17 protein-coding genes are annotated in these 18,895 nt (G+C 47.9%); 14 read left to right on the top strand and 3 right to left on the bottom strand.

Annotated features, from left to right (window positions below):
* The first annotated feature begins 138 nt into the window (after positions 1 to 138).
* The 3 genes from BQ8005_RS05195 to BQ8005_RS05185 are packed head-to-tail and all read left to right on the top strand — an operon-like array spanning position 139 to position 3,027.
* On the top strand, positions 139 to 1,368 hold the full coding sequence (locus BQ8005_RS05195; protein WP_075317301.1) for a site-specific integrase: 1,230 nt from the start codon (positions 139 to 141) through the stop codon (positions 1,366 to 1,368).
* Positions 1,369 to 1,387: 19 nt separating this feature from the next.
* On the top strand, positions 1,388 to 2,638 hold the full coding sequence (locus tag BQ8005_RS05190) for a site-specific integrase (RefSeq protein WP_075317300.1): 1,251 nt from the start codon (positions 1,388 to 1,390) through the stop codon (positions 2,636 to 2,638).
* An 8-nt stretch (positions 2,639 to 2,646) separates the two neighbouring features.
* Positions 2,647 to 3,027 carry a virulence RhuM family protein gene (locus BQ8005_RS05185; RefSeq protein ID WP_200806325.1) on the top strand — a complete coding sequence of 127 codons (381 nt, stop codon included), beginning with the start codon at positions 2,647 to 2,649 and terminating at the stop codon, positions 3,025 to 3,027.
* Positions 3,028 to 3,127: 100 nt separating this feature from the next.
* Here the strand turns inward: BQ8005_RS05185 and BQ8005_RS05180 are convergent, their stop codons facing one another.
* Together BQ8005_RS05180 and BQ8005_RS05175 are read right to left on the bottom strand one after the other, a co-directional pair.
* Positions 3,128 to 3,421: a helix-turn-helix domain-containing protein gene (locus BQ8005_RS05180; protein WP_075317298.1), complete on the bottom strand. Its 294-nt coding sequence runs from the start codon at positions 3,419 to 3,421 to the stop codon at positions 3,128 to 3,130.
* Between the two features lie 31 nt (positions 3,422 to 3,452).
* Positions 3,453 to 3,749: a helix-turn-helix domain-containing protein gene (locus tag BQ8005_RS05175; protein ID WP_018710103.1), complete on the bottom strand. Its 297-nt coding sequence runs from the start codon at positions 3,747 to 3,749 to the stop codon at positions 3,453 to 3,455.
* Positions 3,750 to 4,252: 503 nt separating this feature from the next.
* Here BQ8005_RS05175 and BQ8005_RS05170 point away from each other — a divergent pair.
* The 8 genes from BQ8005_RS05170 to BQ8005_RS05135 all read left to right on the top strand — a co-directional run bounded on the left by BQ8005_RS05170 (position 4,253) and on the right by BQ8005_RS05135 (position 14,862).
* Positions 4,253 to 4,864, top strand: coding sequence for a TetR/AcrR family transcriptional regulator (locus BQ8005_RS05170; protein WP_025277673.1), 612 nt, complete (start codon positions 4,253 to 4,255; stop codon positions 4,862 to 4,864).
* 126 nt (positions 4,865 to 4,990) lie between these two features.
* Complete coding sequence (locus BQ8005_RS05165) at positions 4,991 to 5,812, top strand: class I SAM-dependent methyltransferase (RefSeq protein WP_075317297.1); 822 nt, start codon at positions 4,991 to 4,993, stop codon at positions 5,810 to 5,812.
* Positions 5,813 to 5,822: 10 nt separating this feature from the next.
* Positions 5,823 to 7,625 (top strand): ABC transporter ATP-binding protein, encoded by a 1,803-nt coding sequence (locus BQ8005_RS05160; RefSeq protein WP_075317296.1) that lies wholly within the window; start codon positions 5,823 to 5,825, stop codon positions 7,623 to 7,625.
* 7 nt (positions 7,626 to 7,632) lie between these two features.
* Positions 7,633 to 8,253 carry a class I SAM-dependent methyltransferase gene (locus BQ8005_RS05155; RefSeq protein WP_075317295.1) on the top strand — a complete coding sequence of 207 codons (621 nt, stop codon included), beginning with the start codon at positions 7,633 to 7,635 and terminating at the stop codon, positions 8,251 to 8,253.
* A gap of 8 nt (positions 8,254 to 8,261) precedes the next feature.
* Entirely contained in the window at positions 8,262 to 9,992 is a 1,731-nt protein-coding gene (locus BQ8005_RS05150; RefSeq protein WP_075317294.1) for an ABC transporter ATP-binding protein, read from the top strand.
* Positions 9,993 to 10,127: 135 nt separating this feature from the next.
* On the top strand, positions 10,128 to 11,858 hold the full coding sequence (locus BQ8005_RS05145; RefSeq protein WP_075317293.1) for an IS1182 family transposase: 1,731 nt from the start codon (positions 10,128 to 10,130) through the stop codon (positions 11,856 to 11,858).
* Positions 11,859 to 11,929: 71 nt separating this feature from the next.
* Positions 11,930 to 13,078 (top strand): sensor histidine kinase, encoded by a 1,149-nt coding sequence (locus tag BQ8005_RS05140; protein WP_159436214.1) that lies wholly within the window; start codon positions 11,930 to 11,932, stop codon positions 13,076 to 13,078.
* Between the two features lie 161 nt (positions 13,079 to 13,239).
* Positions 13,240 to 14,862, top strand: coding sequence for a hypothetical protein (locus tag BQ8005_RS05135; protein ID WP_075317291.1), 1,623 nt, complete (start codon positions 13,240 to 13,242; stop codon positions 14,860 to 14,862).
* Positions 14,863 to 15,056: 194 nt separating this feature from the next.
* On the opposite strand, the gene BQ8005_RS05130 is transcribed toward BQ8005_RS05135, so the two are convergent.
* Positions 15,057 to 15,437, bottom strand: coding sequence for a DUF3127 domain-containing protein (locus BQ8005_RS05130; protein WP_021846496.1), 381 nt, complete (start codon positions 15,435 to 15,437; stop codon positions 15,057 to 15,059).
* Between the two features lie 176 nt (positions 15,438 to 15,613).
* Here BQ8005_RS05130 and dnaN point away from each other — a divergent pair, with 176 nt between their 5' ends.
* From dnaN to coaBC, 3 genes are all read left to right on the top strand, one after another.
* Positions 15,614 to 16,738 (top strand): DNA polymerase III subunit beta, encoded by a 1,125-nt coding sequence (gene dnaN / locus BQ8005_RS05125; protein WP_075317290.1) that lies wholly within the window; start codon positions 15,614 to 15,616, stop codon positions 16,736 to 16,738.
* 130 nt (positions 16,739 to 16,868) lie between these two features.
* A complete protein-coding gene (locus BQ8005_RS05120; RefSeq protein ID WP_021846498.1) occupies positions 16,869 to 17,642 on the top strand; it encodes a 3'-5' exonuclease in 774 nt (257 codons plus the stop codon).
* Between the two features lie 12 nt (positions 17,643 to 17,654).
* The gene (gene coaBC, locus BQ8005_RS05115) at positions 17,655 to 18,878 is read left to right on the top strand and encodes a bifunctional phosphopantothenoylcysteine decarboxylase/phosphopantothenate--cysteine ligase CoaBC (RefSeq protein WP_075317289.1); all 1,224 of its coding nucleotides are present in this window, start codon (positions 17,655 to 17,657) and stop codon (positions 18,876 to 18,878) included.
* Positions 18,879 to 18,895 lie beyond the last annotated feature (17 nt).

Below are 18,895 nucleotides of genomic sequence, written 5' to 3'. Positions count from 1 at the left end.
CAGTTACCGAAGCAAGGACAGGTAACATACGGAAAATGAAATTGTTGCAAGCCCGTTCCGATTGCGCCGATACGCACCGTTCTGCAAATCAATGGACGCTTACTCATAAATTAATTTTGCGACAAAAACAGTAAGCGTATGAAAATTGAAAAATTCAAGGTGCTGCTCTACCTGAAAAAGAGCGGAACGGACAAGTCGGGCAAAGCCCCGATAATGGGAAGGATAACGGTGAACCGCACGATGGCGCAGTTCGGATGCAAGCTGTCGTGCAAGCCGGAGTTGTGGAACGCAAGGGAAAGCCGTCTGGACGGCAAGAGCCGCGAGGCGGTGGAAACCAACGCGAAACTGGACAAGTTGCTGCTTGCGGTCAATGCGGCGTTTGATACGTTGGTGGAGCGTGGGCAGGACTTTGACGCTACGGCAGTCAAGGACTTGTTCCAAGGCAGTATGGATACGCAGATGACCCTGCTGAGAATGACCGACCGCATCTGCGAGGACTTGAAGGCACGTATCGGCATCGACCGTGCCAAAGGAACCTACCCCGGCTATTACTACATGAGAAGGACATTGGGCGAATTCATCGAGTGGCAGTTCAAGACGAAGGACATCGCTTTTGGGCAACTTTCCGAACAGTTCATACACGACTACCAGAACTTCGTGATGGACGTGAAAGGCTTGGCGGTGGACACCGTGCGCCACTATCTCGCCATCTTGAAAAAGGTATGCCGCATCGCCTACAAGGAGGGGTATGCGGAAAGATGCTTCTTTGCAAATTTCACCTTACCGCAAAAGACAGAACGTACACCGAGGGCATTGAGCCGCGAGGACTTCGAGAAAATCCGTGACGTGGAGATACCCGCATGGCGTACCACGCACATCCTCGCCCGTGACCTTTTTCTGTTTGCCTGCTATACCGGCACTGCCTATGCGGATGCGGTGAGCGTCACCCGTGAGAACCTCTATACGGACGATGAGGGCAACCTGTGGCTTAAATACCGCCGCCAGAAGAACGAGCTTCGGGCGAGCGTGAAGCTGCTGCCGGAAGCCCTCGCCCTAATTGAGAAATACCATGATGACAACCGCCCGACGCTGTTCCCGATGGTATACCACCCGAACCTCCAACGGCACATGAAATCCCTTGCCGTCCTTGCCGGAGTAAGCGGACGCTTGTGCTACCATCAGGCACGTCACTCCTTCGCCTCGCTGATTACGCTGGAGGCCGGAGTGCCGATTGAAACCATCAGCCGGATGCTGGGACATTCCGATATAACCACAACCCAAGTTTATGCCCGTGTCACCCCGAAGAAGCTCTTTGAGGACATGGACAAGTACATAGAAGCGACCAAAGACTTGAAACTAATCCTTTAATCCTAAAAACATTACCATTATGCGCAGTACATTTTCCATATTACCGTACATCAACCGTAACAAGGTAAAGGCTGACGGCACGACCGCCGTCCTCTGCCGCATCACAATAGACGGCAAGAGTTCCACGATGGCGACGGGCATCTATTGCAGACCGGAGGACTGGAACAGCAGCAAGGGAACCATTCGCACCGTCCGCGAGAGCAACCGCTTGCAGGAGTTCAAGAAGTCCGTTGAACTTGCTTATGAGGATTCGTTAAAGAAACAGAACGTGGTGAGTGCCGAATTGCTCAAAAATGCGCTGGCAAGGAAAGCCGTCATACCCACCAAGCTGCTGCAGATGGGCGAAAGGGAGCGTGAACGGCTGCTTGCCCGTTCAAAGGAAATAAACTCCACGTCCACCTACCGCCATTCGGGATATTACCAGAAATACCTGAAAGACTATCTCACATCGTTGGGCAAGGAGGACATCGAGTTCAGCGACATTACGGAGGAGTTCGGCAGTTCCTACAAGGCTTTCATGAAGCGCAACAAGAATTTCAGCGCACAGCAAATCAACAAGTGCCTGTGCTGGCTGAGCAAGCTGATGTACCTCGCCGTGGACTACGAGATACTCCGTGCCAACCCGTTGGAGGACATGGAATACGAGAAGAAGCCCGCGCCGAAGCACAGGCATATCAGCCGTGCGGAACTGAAAGCCATCCTTGAAACGCCCATGCTCGACCCGTTGCAGGAACTTGGGCGCAGGGCATTTTTGTTTTCAACGTTCACTGGCTTGGCGTATGTGGACATCATGCTGCTCCATCCGCACCATATCGGCACGACGGCGGACGGCAGGCGTTACATCCGCATCAACCGCAAGAAGACCAACGTGGAGGCGTTCATCCCCCTGCATCCGATAGCGGAGCAGATACTCGACCTCTACAACACGACCGACGACACGAAGCCCGTGTTTCCGCTTCCGAGCCGTGACGAGATGTGGTTCGAGATACACGAGCTGGGCGTGGCGATAGGACGGAAAGAAAACTTGTCCTACCATCAAAGCAGACACTCGTTTGGAACTTTCTTGATTTCGGAGGGCATACCCATTGAGAGCATCGCCAAGATGATGGGGCACTCAGGCATAAAGACCACCCAGCGGTACGCGGAGGTGACTGACAAGAAGATTTCAAAGGACATGGACACTCTGATGGCGGTCAGAATGATGTACGGAACGGGCAAATGGTACAAAAGACAAGAACTGCCAAAAGGAACAAGCATTGATAATAAATAATATGAGGCATGACAATGGAACGGGGAATAATCACAATCACAGAAAACGGGGCGGTTGCCATGCCGACCGCTCCCGTCTGGATGACGCAGCAGGAAATGTCCGATGCGTTCAACGTGTTCGGCTGCGACATCCGCAAGGCTATACACTCTATCTACAAAAACATGGAATTGTTGGAAAGCGAAACGAAGCGGTACATCAAACAGGACAACGGGATAAACTACGATGTTTACAGTCTTGAAATGGTGATAGCCGTTTCCTTCAAGTTGAGAAGTAGGGAGAGCGTGGCTTTCCGGCGGTTCATCATGGGCAGGCTGACCATGAACAACAGACAGTCCGTCAACCTTTTCTTTTCGCTCTCCCCGTCGCGTGGAAAGAGAGCGGGAAATTGAGCAGACCTCAGACGGCGTATGAGATACCCTCAAACGGCGTGTAAGGCTATCTCTTACGCCGTTTGAGGGTAACACCGTTTTACAGGGAATTCCCGTCAGCCTACCTGAACGCTTCCCGGTAATTGGCGGCAAGCATCCGTTCGATGTCCGATTCCTTGTACAGAATCTTGCCGCCCAACTGGTAATAGGCGATTATGCCGTTGTTGCGGTAGTCCTGCAAGGTGCGTCGGCTCACTTTCAGCCGTGCCGACACCTCCCTGTCCGTCAGGAAGCGTTCACCGCCCAATGTCGGACGGCTGTTTGCCATAAAGTTCTCGATGCCGTCCAGAAGACGGTCAAGGCTGTCGCCGAACTCGGCGACAAGCGCATGGTTCTTGGTAATCATTTCACTCATTGTTACGTTGGATTTAGTGGTCATTTAAATATCAAATACTTTTGGTCGCACGTTTGTTCCCCACAGGCTTGACGATGCGCAGCACATCTTCCGGTCGGTAAAACACCTTGTGGTTTATCTGCGAATAAGCCAGCGTGCCGTTGTCACGCAGCGTCTGCAAGGTGCGCGGACTGATGTTCAACTGTTGGCAGACCTCTTGGTTGTCCATCCAACGGTTTAATGACTTGCTGCCTTGCTTGGCAAGGAGTTCGTTCACACGGTCTGAGAAACGGCTGAACTTCGTCGTCATTTCCTCAAACGCCTCTTTCTGAAAAATCAATACTTCCATTGTCAATACTGTTTTTAATGTTGATACTCGATTTTGGACGCAAAGTAAATGAGCATTACGCATCAAACGATGGGTTGGCACAATCGTGGCAGCTTGTGGCAGGGAGTGGCGTTATCCGCCGACCCCGTGACGGCTGTTCCAAGCGTCCGTGATGCAAAGAAAAGCGAAGTCCGGCACAATCCAACCGCTTCGCACCTGCGTGGCAGCATTTGGCATCGGTGTGGTAGCCTGTGGCGTTCTTCAAGCTCAAATAAGCCTGCTAATAAATTAGAGCTTGTTTAGAATGAAGTATGACTTTGTTTTATGGAATACGATTGACTTAAAGAAACAGGAGTATCCATTGGGGCAAAGTTTTTATGGGAGCAGGTTTGTGTTTCGGGCGTACCGAAACGGCTTGCTCCCCATGTTTTGGAAGACGCAAAATCCCTAAAAATAGGTATTGCCCGACAATTTCAAGCCTTGTACCTTTGCAAAAAATAAAAAACAGACATTGTTCATTATAAATGCAAGTGCTGAAAGAGGACATACGGGGTCGGATATTGACGATTGCCAGGCAGCAATTCGAGAAGAAAGGCTATTCCAAAACTTCCATGCGCGAAATAGCGGAGTTAGCTGGGGTTGGTGTCGGGAATATCTATAACTACTTCACAAGCAAAGATGAATTATTCCATGAAGTGGTCCGTCCTGTTTTGTGCGCTTTGGAAGCCATGCTGCAAGAACACCACGGCATACGGGGCGAAGATATTATGATGATGCGGTCGGAAAAATACCTGAAATCCTGCATTGACGAATATGTTTCGCTTATAGACAAACACCGTTCGCTAATGGAAATACTGTTGTTCCGTGCGCAAGGTTCTTCATTGGAACGCTTCCGTGAGAATTATACCGACCGTTCCACGGAATTGGTTAAGGCGTGGTTCGCGTCCATGCAGCGGAAACATCCCGAAATCAATACGGCTGTGTCCGATTTTATCATTCATTTGCATACGGTATGGATGTTCACGATGTTCGAGGAACTATTGATGCATTCCGTACCCCGGCAAGAAATGGAGGCTATTTTGCACGATTATATCCTGTTTGAAATCCAAGGTTGGAGGGCTATTATTAAGATATGAACAGACAACGTACATACGAACATTCAACCGCATCAGAACGGTTGGCAAGGAGGAAATCTTCACGGAGGTTTCCTCCTTTTTTTATGAACAATTCTGAATATCGTTCACTATTAAATATCCCAAAATATGAAACAGAAATACGAGTTTAAGAGCATTGTAGCGGAAACATTGCTTATTCCGCTATACATGAGAGCCAAAGAAAGCAGCCGGAATAATCCCATCCTATATGACAAGACTGCGGAATGGCTGGCGGACAGTTTGGAATACGATTATTCCCAGTTCGACGGGGCAAAGTTGAGCGAAGTGGGATGTGTGGTGCGTGGATGGTATTTTGATTGCGCCGTGCGCCGATTTATTAAGACACATTCGCATCCGGTCGTGGTCAATGTGGGATGTGGACTGGATACCCGTTTCCAGCGTATCGGAAGTCAGAAAGCAGTCTTTTATGATTTGGATTTGCCGGAGGTCATCACCCTGCGCCGGGAATTGATACCCGAACAGCCGGGCAATGTCTATATCGCGGCGTCCTTGCTGGAAACCGACTGGATGGACGACCTGCGCCGCAGGCATCCCGATGGGGAATTTATCTTCATCGTGGAAGGCGTACTGATGTATTTTTACGAGAAACAGGTAAAGTCCTTCCTGCATCACGTGGCGAGCCGTTTCGGGGGAGGCGAACTGTGGTTTGACGTGTGCGGTACGATGATGAGCCGGCACGGTGTGAAGCCCGATTCCCTCCGCAAGCACGAAGCTCAAATCCGTTCCGGACTTAGTGACGGGCATTTAGTGGAACAATGGGAACCGGCTTTGCGGCTTATCGAACAAGCAAACTATATGAAGTTCTTCCGTTCACGCTGGGGATTCTTCTTCGGGCAGATATTGGGGCGCATCCCTTGGCTCTGCTACAAATTCAGTTCATTGCTCGGATATAAAATCACATCAAAATAGCGTAATAACAATGGAAAAGTCAAAAAAGAAAAAAGGTTTGTCCCGTCTGTTCGAGATAGCGGGACAAAGGAAAGGTCTGCTTATATTAGCAGGTCTGCTGTCGGCTGGCAGCGCGGTGTGTATGCTTGTGCCTTATTGGGCAGTTTATGAAATTTTGAAAGAGTTGCTGTCGAATGGCTCCAATCTTTCCGCTTTGGACGGAACGGACATGATGCGTTGGGGATGGATTGCATTTGGAGGGCTTGTTGGCGGATTGATATTGCTCTATGCCGCCCTGATGTCCTCACATGTGGCTGCATTCCGTATCTTGTATGGGTTGCGTGTCCGTCTGTCTGAACATATCGGCAAACTGTCTTTGGGATATTTGAACAATACCTCTACGGGAGCCATCAAGAAAACAATGGACCAGAATATCGAGAAAATAGAGGGCTTCATCGCCCATACCATTCCGGATTTGGTCAATGTAATGGCAACGGTAGTGGTAATGCTGGTCATCTTTTTCTCGCTGGATGTGTGGCTGACAGTCGTGTGCTTGGCCGTTGTGGTGCTTAGCTTATTCCTGCAATTTTCCAATTTCATGGGAAAAAGGGCAAGGGAGTTCATGGGTATCTACTACGATGCACAGGAAAAAATGAGCGCGTCCGCCGTGCAGTATGTACGGGGAATGCCCGTCGTCAAGATATTCGGGCAAAGCGTCCGTTCGTTCCGTCAGTTCAATGCCGAGATTCAGGCATACAAGACATTCGCCTTGAAATGCTGTGACACCTACCAGAACGGGATGATTGCCTTTACCGTCTTGCTCAATTCGATGGTAACGTTTATTCTTCCTATGGGCATCTTGCTGATGCAAGCCAGTCCGCAATCCTTGTCATTGGCGGTAGTATGGCTGTTCTTCATTATCATGGGACCGGGTATGGCTTCCCCCGTTTATAAACTGACATTCTTGGGAGGTAATACGCGCGACATCGATGAAGGTGTAAACCGTATCGACCGCATACTTGAAAAGAAACCTGTGCCGGAGCCGGTACATCCGCAAGTGCCTGCCGCTTACGATGTGGAATTTCGCCATGTGTCATTCTCCTACGAGAACACAGAACAGGGAACACGGACGGAAGCCCTGCGTGATGTCAGCTTCATTGCACCACAAGGAAAGATAACCGCCCTTGTCGGTCCGTCAGGAAGCGGCAAATCAACGGTTGCCAACCTGATACCCCGGTTCTGGGATGTGGTGCAAGGGAAAATATGTATAGGCGGTGCGGATATACGCCAAATAGCTACCGCAAAACTGATGGATATGGTTTCATTCGTCTTTCAAGACACTTTCCTTTTTTACGACACTCTTTATGAGAACATCGCCGTAGGCTCTCCTGATGCCACGAAAGAAAAGGTGATAGCCGCTGCGAAAGCTGCCCAATGCCACGATTTCATAGAGCGTTTGCCGCAAGGCTACGAAACAAGGATAGGCGATAAAGGTGTATTCCTGTCCGGCGGTGAAGCCCAACGGATATGTGTGGCTCGTGCCATATTGAAGAATGCTCCGATACTGGTGTTGGACGAAGCGACTGCTTTCGCTGACCCTGAAAACGAGCATAAAATGCAGATGGCTTTGCAGTCGCTGATAAAGGACAAAACGGTCATTGTGATTGCCCATCGCCTTTCTTCCATCATCTCCGCACATCAGATTGTCGTCATGAAAGAAGGACGCATTGTGCAATGCGGAAAGCATGAACAGCTGTCCGTGACGGAGGGTGTATATAAAAATATGTGGGATGCCTATACGAGCGCATTCCATTGGACATTGAACAAAAACTAAAAGCAATATGAGAAAGAAGAATTTCTTAAACAAGGTCTTGCAAAACACAAGTTGTCCGCAAGGATTTTGGGGACGGATGATTTTGCGAGGAATGAATTGTTTTCATGCATCTTTAGCTAATCGTGGCATGAAGCACGTGGAATGGCAGCCGAATTGGAATGTACTTGATATAGGCTGTGGCGGTGGTGCGAATTTGAAACGTTTATTGAATTTATGTCCGAAAGGAAATATCTACGGCATAGACCTGTCAGAAGAAAGTGTTTCATTCGCCCAAAAGTACAACGAAAAAGACTTGAATAAAAGATGTTTCATACAACAAGGGAATGTTTGTTCATTACCTTATGAGGATGGATTCTTTAATGCTATCACGGCTTTTGAAACGGTCTATTTCTGGTCGCCTGTAAACATAGCGTTGTCTGAAGTGGCGCGTGTTCTCCGAGAAGGAGGTTGTTTCCTTATTAGTCTGGAAGCGAGCGACCCCGAACTTGGAAAAATGTGGACGGAACGGATAGATGGTATGGTTGTCTATACTCCGGCAGAATTGGAAGAACGGTTGCATGAAGTCGGATTTTCATCCATCAGAACAATCCGTAAAAAGGAAGAAATACATATTATAGCATATAAATAAAATAAGATATGAATGCAATAAAGAATATTACAATAGGTCACACGGAAAGACTTTACAAGCCGGTGGGTTACACCATGCTTGCCAACTTAGTGAATATAGTACCGTTTTGTCTTTCTATAGAAGCGATACGTATCATTTTCAGTGCATTTGACGGGAGCGGACAGCCGCTTGACACGACCCGCCTGTGGTGGATATTCGGCATTATGGCTGTTTATATGCTGGTCATGGCTTTGGCAGAACGGGCATCCTACCGAGCCAATTTTAGAGGAGCATACGAAATGAGTGCTTCCGGGCGTTTGTCGCTGGCGGAGCACTTGCGGAAACTATCGTTGGGCTTTTTGTCGAAACGTGATCCGGGTGATTTGTCGTCTATGCTTGTTACGGACTTCATGATGGCAGAAACCGGAATTTCGCACCACCTGCCCCAACTTATGGGTGCCATAGTCATGCCCGTACTGGCTTTTGCTTCGCTTGTATGGATAGATTGGAGGATGGCGGTCAGTATGTTTGCCGCCTTGCCGCTTGCCTTGCTCGTCCTGTGGGCAAGCACAAAGGCACAGCGGAAGTTAAGCGGCAGGCAAATTCAAGCAAAAATAAATGCTGGAAATCGGTTGGAAGAATACTTACAGGGTATTCGTGTAATGAAAGCGTACAATCTGATAGGTGACCGCTTTGTTAGGTTGCGCGATGCTTTTGCGGAACTTCGCCGTGCTTGCATCCGTCAGGAAGCCTTGTTAGGCCCGTTCGTTCTGTTGAGCATTACTCTGGTACGTGCCGGGCTGACAATGATGGTGCTATGCGGAACTTATCTTTTATTGGGAGGAAAACTTTCAATCCTTGTATTTGTGCTGTTCCTTGTGGTCGGTTCTCGTGTGTTCGACCCGCTGACTTCCGCACTGACAAACTTTACCGAGTTCCGCTATTTTTCCATTGCCGGTGGACGCATCCTTTCCTTGATGAACGAGCCGGAGATGAAAGGAGAACGGCAATCCCCGGCAGCGGGCGACATCCGGTTTGAACACGTATCGTTTGCCTATCAAGACAAGGAAGTGTTGCATGATATAAACATTACGCTTCCCAAAAACTCTTTGACGGCTCTTGTAGGTCCTTCTGGAAGTGGGAAAAGTACGGTGATGAAGCTTTGCGCCCGTTTCTACGACCCACAGAAAGGATGTATCTTTTTCAATGGTGTTCCGATGAATGAGATAAATCCAGAAAGTCTGATGAGCCACATATCTATGGTATTTCAGGATGTCTATCTGTTTCAGGACACCATACGCAACAATATCCGTTTCGGTAAAACGGATGCGACGGAAGAGGAAATTATAGCCACAGCTAAAAAAGCCTGTTGCCATGACTTCATCATGCGCTTGCCTCAAGGCTACGACACAATGGTGGGAGAAGGGGGTTGCACCCTTTCGGGCGGAGAAAAGCAACGCATATCCATAGCCCGTGCCATGCTGAAAGACGCACAAATCATCCTGCTTGACGAAGCGACCGCCTCACTTGACCCCGAAAATGAAGTGGAAGTACAGAAAGCCATAGACACACTCATCAAAGGGCGTACTGTCATCGCCATTGCCCACAGACTTAAAACTATTAAGGGCGCAGACCAAATTATCGTGTTGGATAACGGACGGATAAGGGAAAAAGGTACGCATGAAACATTGATGCAGGCTAAAGGGTTGTATGCCCAACTATGGAACATTCAGGAACAAATCTCAGGATGGAAACTGTAAAAAGCGGCATAGAAATCAATGAAGGTGTGTCAAAAAGCACACCTTCTTTGTTTAGCACAAAGCCCCGACTTTCACAAGCTGGGGCTTTGTTATTACCTAAAGATTTTGTATCTTTAAGCCTAAAGATTTATACATATGGCAAAGATACATTTTCGTCCCTACACTCCCAACCAAACGGTACTATTTCCGCAAAGAATCGATGAAGATATTGCAGAAAACGATCCTATACGCATGGTTGACGCTTTGGTTGAAAGCCTGAATCTTGAAGGTTTCAGGAAGTTATACAAAGAATGCGGCCGTAGTCCTTACCATCCCAAGATGATGCTAAAGGTTATCTTGTATGCCTATATGAACAATATATACTCCTGTCGGAAAATAGAAAAGCTCCTTCGTCGTGATATCCATTACATTTGGTTAGCCGGTTATGAGAAACCGGACTTTATTACTATCAACCGTTTCCGTAATCGGGTGAAGAAGGAGATCAACGAAGTGTTTACCCAAACCGTACTTCTGCTTTCATCCAAAGGTTTCATCAGTCTGAATGTGGAATATATTGACGGAACAAAGATTGAGTCCAAGGCCAACAAATATACTTTTGTATGGCGGAAGAGCGTTGAGCGAAACCGTGAACGACTGATGAAGAAAATCAGTGTTTTGTTAAGCCAAATAGATGACGTCATCGCTCAGGAAAAAGCTTCGGAAAACAACGAGGAAATTGAGTTTACTCCTTCCATGCTGACAGAAATGGCGGGAGAATTACGCACTGCTCTTGAACAGACTTCAGAACCATCCACGAAAGAGCAGAAATCTGCGCTGGGAAAGAAACGCAAGCAGCTGAAAGAACTGGAAGCACATAGAGATAAGCTTCAGGAATACAATAACCATCTGGACAATCTTCAGGACCGCAACTCTTATTCCAAGACAGACAAAGAGGCCACTTTTATGAGAATGAAGGAGGATGCCATGCACAACGGTCAGACAAAACCAGGATATAATCTTCAGATTGCTACGGAAAATCAATTCATTATCGATTATTCTCTTTTTCCGAATCCGACTGACACCTTGACGATGATTCCCTTTCTGAAGTCCTTTGCCGACAGATACGGCCGTTTGGCTCATACGGTGGTTGCTGATTCCGGTTACGGATCAGAAGAGAATTACCACTTTATGTCGGAAAACGGGATGGAAGCATACGTCAAATACAATTGTTTCCACATGGAGCAGCGGCCAAGATTTAAACCGAATCCTTTTAAAGCCGAAAACTTTTTCTACAATGAAGAACAGGACTACTGCGTCTGTCCAATGGGACAAAAGATGCAGAGGGCAGGTACCAGGCATACGAAAACCGAATCCGGATATGTAGTCGAATATGCCAGGTATAGGGCTGTCAGATGCGAAGGGTGTCCGTTAAAATGTCTGTGTTTTAAAGCTAAAGGAAACAGGACGATAGAACTGAATCACCGACTCAGGATATACAAACAGAAAGCCCGGGAACTTCTCTGTTCCGAAGAAGGACTGAAACACAGAGGGCAAAGGTGTATAGAACCGGAAGCTGTATTTGGACAGATAAAATTCAACATGAACTACAAGCGCTTCCGTCATTTTGGAAAGGACAAGGTCCTTATGGACTTTTCCTTCCTGGCCATCGCCTTCAATATAAAAAAGATGTGTACCAAGATGAATAAAGAGGGGATAAATTGGCCAATTAAACACCTTTACGGCCTTATTACCACTCATTTAAGCTATTGGGAACAAAATATCGAGATTATCTTCAGAATATCGCTGCTTGAAAAAGTTAACAACGCTCTTATCGTTGATAAAGAAAAGAGGGTGAATCGCGTATTACGACACACCCTCTTCAAATAATAGATTCTTAAATGAATTTACGGTATAAAGTGTTAGTAGGATATTTTATCTTAATTGTACTTATCGGCTTTATGGCATCAATTCTGGTACGTGAACGACATCGAATATCAGAAATTGATTCACAAAACAGCGAAGTACAGCAAGCTATACGTGATATTCACAATGTCCATCGATATATCACTCGGCTTACCATGTTGGGAGAGAGTGTCATTGATTGGAACAGAACAGACTGTAGTCATTACCGTATCCAACGTCTGTGTACAGATAGTCTGTTACAAGCATTGAAGTTCCATTGTGCAGCATATGTGTATCCAGCGCAGATAGACACTCTTCGCTCTCTACTGGCAAGCAAGGAGGAACATCTGCGGCATATCATGTCGGTATTTGAACGGCAGGAAGAAGCCGACAGTATTTTGGTGAACCACCTGCCCGAAGTGGCGAAACGTGCGACCAGTCTGCGCACCGTACAGCAGAAGAAAAAGGGCATCGCAGGTTTCTTCGGCGGCAAAAAGACCGTACAAGTACTTCCCTCAGCCCAAGAGTTGCACGAGTTTGGCGACAGCTTGATTGCCCTGCAACGGAAACAGGCGACGGAGATGGATGCCTACACCGACAGCCTTCGCATACGTAACCGGACATTGAACACCCAACTGAACCGTCTTGTCAGCGACCTTGACAGGCAGGCATTGGGGGCGTTCATACAGAAAGAGCGGAAGATGGCGGAGGCGCAAAGCCTATCCGTCAGGCTGTTCACCGCTACCATATCGGCAGCCATCATCCTGCTGTTCCTGTCCTATCTCACCATCCATAGGGAACTGAAACGCAACGCGGACGAAAAGAAAAAGCGTGAAAAGCTTATCGGAAAATTGCAGGAGAGCAACGCCAAGAACGAGGAACTTCTACGCTTGCGGCGCAACCTCATACAGAACGTAAACCATGAACTGCGTACACCTTTGACCGCCATCAGCGGCAACGCCGAACTTTTGCTGAACGATGACAACAAGGATAGCCGAGTGCGCCATGCGGAAACAATAAAGACTTCGGCAGGACGCATGGCATCCATGCTGAACAGCCTCTTGGACTATTTCAGGTTGGACAGCAGGAAAGTGACAATCCTATCCAAACCATTCAGGCTAAACCTGATAGGGATTGATGAATCCATCTTTCCGGCACGAATGGAGATTGACTACGTACGGTATTATCAGAAAAAAGAAAATTAAGCGTTGTAAATGGGCGTTTGTTCATTGAACTTACATACTTCTGTTAGGAGGTTTTGAAAGAGTTAGATGGATAAAACGCTCGTTTTCTTTAAACTTTTTGGCTATAGTTTTGCTTTATTAGTAGAAATGTTTATTTTTGCAAAATCAAGCATCGTAAAGCCATGAAGCCGAATAATTTGATACGAGTCAGCCTGATAGTGTGCATCGTCCTTCTTTGCACGGGATTTGCTGTGTACTCTTTCATGCGTTTGGATACGGTGGAGGAACGACGAAATTTTGATTTGTTTACTTTGATTCCACAAGATGTAGAGGCTGTGTTTGAAACTGATCGTGCGGCGGAATTGGTTGAGGATATCGATAACATGGTATGTAGCCGTAACGGGCATTTTCTCTATGCTTCCGATCTTTTTTCTTCTGTAAAGAAGTATTTACGTGCGTTTATGGAAGAGGAACCTCATGGTTTAAGGTGGGAGATGAATGAATTGGTCGTCAGTTTTCATAACCCTGATCTTCAAAATGATCAGGTCCTTTATTGTCGTATGGGAACTGGTGATCGTACGTTATTGGAAAACCATCTTCGTCGTAGTGGATCAGCAACATTTCCTTCACGTACATCTAGTTATAGAGGGCAGACGATAGAAGTCTATCCTCTCGTAGATGGGCGTTTTTTGGCTGTCTGGATGAAGCGTGATTTTTTGGTTGTAAGTTTCCAAAAACGGTTGGTAGAGCAAGTGATTGATGCGTGGAAACAGAAGAAAACGCTTGCTCGGCTTGATACATTTCATTTTACAAATGAGAAAAAACGTGAAGAGAATAATACTACGGTTTATGTCCGTTGGCCGGTTCGAACCGCATCCCGGTTTACTACTGATGCATCTCTGTGGTTGGAGTTTAATTTAAAATTTGCTGAGGAAGGAGTTTATTGTGCGGGCATTGTCCATGGTAGTGATACACTGGGAATTCCTTTGAGAGATGCTTTTTTCGAGTCTTATCCGTTGGAGGGATTTTCTGGTGACAAACTACCAGCTTCTACTTTCCTATATAAGGTGGCGACCCTTTCTGCATCAAAAGCTGAGGTAGGATGTGCCCTAAAGCGGTTACAAGCTGATTCTACCATGGTTGTATCAGCCAATGGATCTTTTGATGCATCTTTGGCCAGTTACTTTCAGTTGGAAGCGGGATCACAGATGTTGTCTTGCGGTTTCCTTTCTAACGACACCGCAGCCAGGAAACCTTTTACCGTGCTAAACATATCTGTAAAAGATGTCGCTCACGCACAATGGGAACTACAAAAGCTTTTGTATTCCGTTTCTCAGGGACGTTATCCTTTTTATAAGAGTTTTTCAGCAGCAACAGGTGTATCCGGGTTGAGGCTTTACCGTCTACCTGATCATAGGTTGACGGCTCTGTTAGCTGGTTATACTGGTGGGCCTGCATTTACTTATGCCTGTTTTTATAAGCATAGTTTATTGCTTTCGCCTGATGAACAGAGCTTGGCTGCCTATGTGATATCGTTGGAACGGGGTGACATGCTTGAATCTCAACTGTTTTATGAGATAGCAACTGAAAAATTGGCTCCGGATTATCAGGCGTTGGTAATGGCAGACATGTCAGAGGTGGTACTTCATCCCGATTTGAGCCGAGATTTGCTACCACCTTTCTTCTTGGCTCATGCCGATTTTTTTCGTCATTTCCTACTTTCTATTCAGCTCTGTTGTGTCGAAAATGTAATCTATCCCAATCTGGTGCTTCTTTATGCTTACCCGGATGTGCCGGCAGAATGATGTTAGGATTCATTTCGTGGCGGATGCCGCCCATTGTGTGGTCGTGAATAAAACAGTGCTTTCTTTATGGGAAAGCATCGTTTTCCTGAAGGGAAAGTATTGCTTTGTCGAATGGTTTGTATAGATACAAAAAAGAAGAGAACTCTGTTGGCAGAGTCTCTTCTTTATTCTTGTTTTTCTGTTCTTGCGTGGGATCAGAAAGGCAGGTCGTCCGTCGAGTCGCTGCTCAGGAATTCTGGAGCTGCGGTCGGAGCGGGCGGAGGAGTGGGCATGTCGTAAGCTGGAGCTGCGGCAGGAGCTGCGGCGCCCACACGTTCTACCTTCCATGCACGGATACTGTTGAACCAGCGGTCTTGCCATTGACGCGCGTCGATGTCGAACGAAACGGTCAGTTCTTCGCCCATCTGGATATTGAATTGTTCGATCTTGTCGGCTCCGAATACATCGAAGCACATTTTGCGTGGATATTGGTCGTGATTTTCGATGACATATTCCTGCACTTTCCACTCGTTGCCAGCTTTGGACGTACCGCCTCTTGGCTGCAATATGGCAATAATTTTTCCTGTAAATTCCATTGTAATTATAGTATTTTCTGGTTTTTGATGGGGCGAAGTTACGCTTTTTTAGGAAAATAGGAAGTATTATCTTTGGTTTTTTCTTTCCATATTCTTTGTCAGTAGGAAATTCTTTTGTTAACTTTGTGCTGCAAACCTCAACTTATTGATATAAAAAACTTAAATACTACGGATATATGAAATTTATTGTGTCGAGCACTGCGCTTTCCAGTCATTTACAGGCTGTTAGTCGTGTAATCAATTCGAAGAACGCGCTGCCCATTTTGGATTGCTTCCTGTTTGACCTGCAGGACGGAACTTTGTCTGTCACGGCTTCGGACAGCGAGACTACCATGGTGACTTCCCTTGAAGTGAACGAAAGTGATGCGGACGGACGTTTTGCTGTTACGGCCAAGACGTTGCTGGATGCTCTGAAGGAAATACCTGAACAGCCGCTTGCTTTCGATATCAATATCGGGACTTTGGAGATAAACGTGCAATATCAGAATGGTAAATACAGCCTGATGGGGCAGAGTGCCGACGAGTTTCCGCAACTGACGCAGTTGGGCGACAACGCAGTACGGGTGGAAATCGATGCAGAGGTCTTGCTGAATGGGATTAACCGTTCGGTGTTTGCCACGGCCGACGATGAACTTCGTCCTGTAATGAATGGTATTTATTTTGACATCACGACCGATGACATTACGATGGTGGCTTCCGACGGACACAAGCTGGTGCGTTGCAAGACTTTTGCTGCCCATGGCAACGAGCGTGCAGCTTTTATTCTTCCAAAAAAGCCTGCCAACCTGATGAAAAACTTGCTTGCCCGTGAGCAGGGGACGGTAATGATCGAGTTCGACGAACGCAACGCCGTTTTCACGTTGGAGAACTATCGCATGGTGTGCCGCCTGATTGAAGGCCGTTATCCCAACTACAATTCGGTGATTCCGCAGAACAATCCTTATAAAGTGACGGTAGACCGCCAGTCGCTGATCGGTGCCTTGCGTCGTGTATCGATCTTTTCGTCACAAGCCAGCAGCCTTATCAAGCTTCGCCTGAGCAACAATCAGATTACAATTTCTGCGCAGGACATCGACTTTTCTACATCGGCCGAAGAAACACAGACCTGCCAGTACGACGGCAATGATATGAGTATCGGCTTCAAGTCTACTTTCCTGTTGGACATTTTGAACAACATTTCGGCTGAAGAAGTGATTATCGAACTGGCCGATCCCTCGCGCGCAGGCGTCATCATCCCTGTAGAGCAGGAAGAGAAGGAGGACTTGCTGATGTTGTTGATGCCAATGATGTTGAACGACTAAACAAGAACAGTCCGAGGATGTCGGACGGACGAGTTGACAAGTGGTAAAGTTGAGGAAACGGGCTGTTTCCGCTATGGCTTTATTGGCTTGCCAACTCGTTCGTTTGTCTCCCTCACTTTAAACAAATGATATGAAACTGAATTTGAAAAATCCACTGGTGTTCTTCGATTTGGAGACCACTGGTACTAATATCAATAGCGATCGTATCGTCGAGATTTGTTATCTCAAAGTTTATCCTAATGGAAACGAAGAGTCGAAGACGATGCGTATCAATCCGGGTATGCATATTCCCGAGGCGGCATCGGCTGTACATGGCATCTATGATGCCGATGTGGCCGACTGCCCTACGTTCAAGGAAGTGGCACGTAGCGTAGCCAACGACATCGAGGGTTGCGACCTGGCTGGCTTCAACTCCAACCGTTTCGATATCCCCCTGCTGGCCGAAGAGTTCCTCCGTGCCGAGGTGGACATCGACCTGAGCCGGCGTAAGTTTGTCGACGTGCAGGTTATCTTCCACAAGATGGAGCAGCGTACCCTTTCTGCCGCCTACAAGTTCTATTGCGGTAAGAACCTGGAGGATGCTCATACGGCTGAGGCCGACACAAGAGCTACCTATGAAGTGCTGATGGCACAGCTCGACCGTTATCCTGAAGACTTGCAGAACGACGTGAATTTCCTTTCCGACTTCTCGAGCTTCAACAAGAATGTTGACTTTGCCGGCCGCATGGTTTACGATGATAAGGGCATCGAAGTCTTCAACTTTGGCAAGTACAAGGGCATGTCTGTAGCCGAGGTGCTGAAACGTGATCCTGGCTACTACGGCTGGATATTGAACAGTGACTTTACACTGAACACCAAGGCCATGCTGACGAAAATCCGTCTGCGCGAACTGACTCAGAAATAAAAGAAAACGCTTATGGCAAATGTATTGAAAGGCAAGAAGATAGTCTTGGGCATTACGGGCAGCATTGCCGCCTATAAGGCCTGCTACATCATCCGCGGTCTCATCAAGCGCGGGGCGGAGGTGCAGGTGGTCATTACGCCTGCGGGCAAGGAGTTCATTACGCCCATTACGTTGTCCGCCCTCACCAGCAAGCCCGTCATCAGCGAGTTTTTCGCCCAACGAGACGGCACATGGAACAGCCACGTGGATCTGGGCCTTTGGGCCGACGCCATGCTGATAGCGCCTGCTACCGCTTCGACCATCGGCAAGATGGCCAACGGCATTGCCGACAACATGCTCATCACGACCTACCTCTCGGCCAAGGCGCCTGTATTTGTGGCTCCGGCCATGGACCTCGACATGTTTGCCCATCCGTCCACCCAACAGAATCTGGAGAGGCTCCGTTCCTATGGCAACCACATCATCGAGCCGGGTACGGGCGAACTGGCCAGCCATCTGGTGGGCAAGGGCCGCATGGAAGAACCCGAAAACATCATCCGCCATCTGGAGCGATACTTTGCGGCGCAGGAAGGTGACCTCAAGGGAAAGACTATCCTGATAACCACAGGGCCGACGTACGAAAAGATTGATCCCGTTCGTTTTATCGGCAACTATTCGTCGGGTAAGATGGGCTTTGCACTGGCCGACGAGTGCGCCAGCCGCGGCGCCCGTGTCCTGCTCGTGACGGGACCTGTACAACGCGACACTCGCTATCCGATGGCCGAAAGACGCGATGTGGAGTCGGCCGCTCAGATGTACGAAGCTGCTACTTCGCTCTTCCCCCAGGCCGATGCCGCCATCCTCTGTGCGGCCGTGGCCGACTATACGCCCGAGCATGTGGCCGACGAGAAAATCAAGCGTGAGAAGACGGGCGATATGACCCTCGCCCTGAAACCAACACAGGATATTGCCGCCGCATTGGGCCGGATGAAGGCCGATTCGACCGAACGGAAAGTCTTGGTGGGCTTTGCGCTCGAAACGCACAACGAGCAACAGAATGCTGAAGACAAACTGAAGCGCAAGAATCTGGACTTCATCGTTCTGAATTCGCTGAACGACAAAGGGGCAGGTTTCCGCTACGATACCAACAAGGTGACCATCATTGACGCCGAAGGCCGTAGGGAATATCCGCTGAAAACCAAAGACGAGGTGGCCGTCGACATCGTCGACCGGCTGGCCGAAGTATTGAACCAATAGAAACGGAGTAAGATACT

Origin of the sequence: Bacteroides togonis (assembly GCF_900130135.1) — a bacterium.
GTDB classification, from domain to species: Bacteria; Bacteroidota; Bacteroidia; order Bacteroidales; family Bacteroidaceae; genus Bacteroides; species Bacteroides pullorum.
The sequence above is the reverse complement of the archived record's forward strand: the minus strand, read 5'-3'. Positions and strand labels throughout refer to the sequence as shown.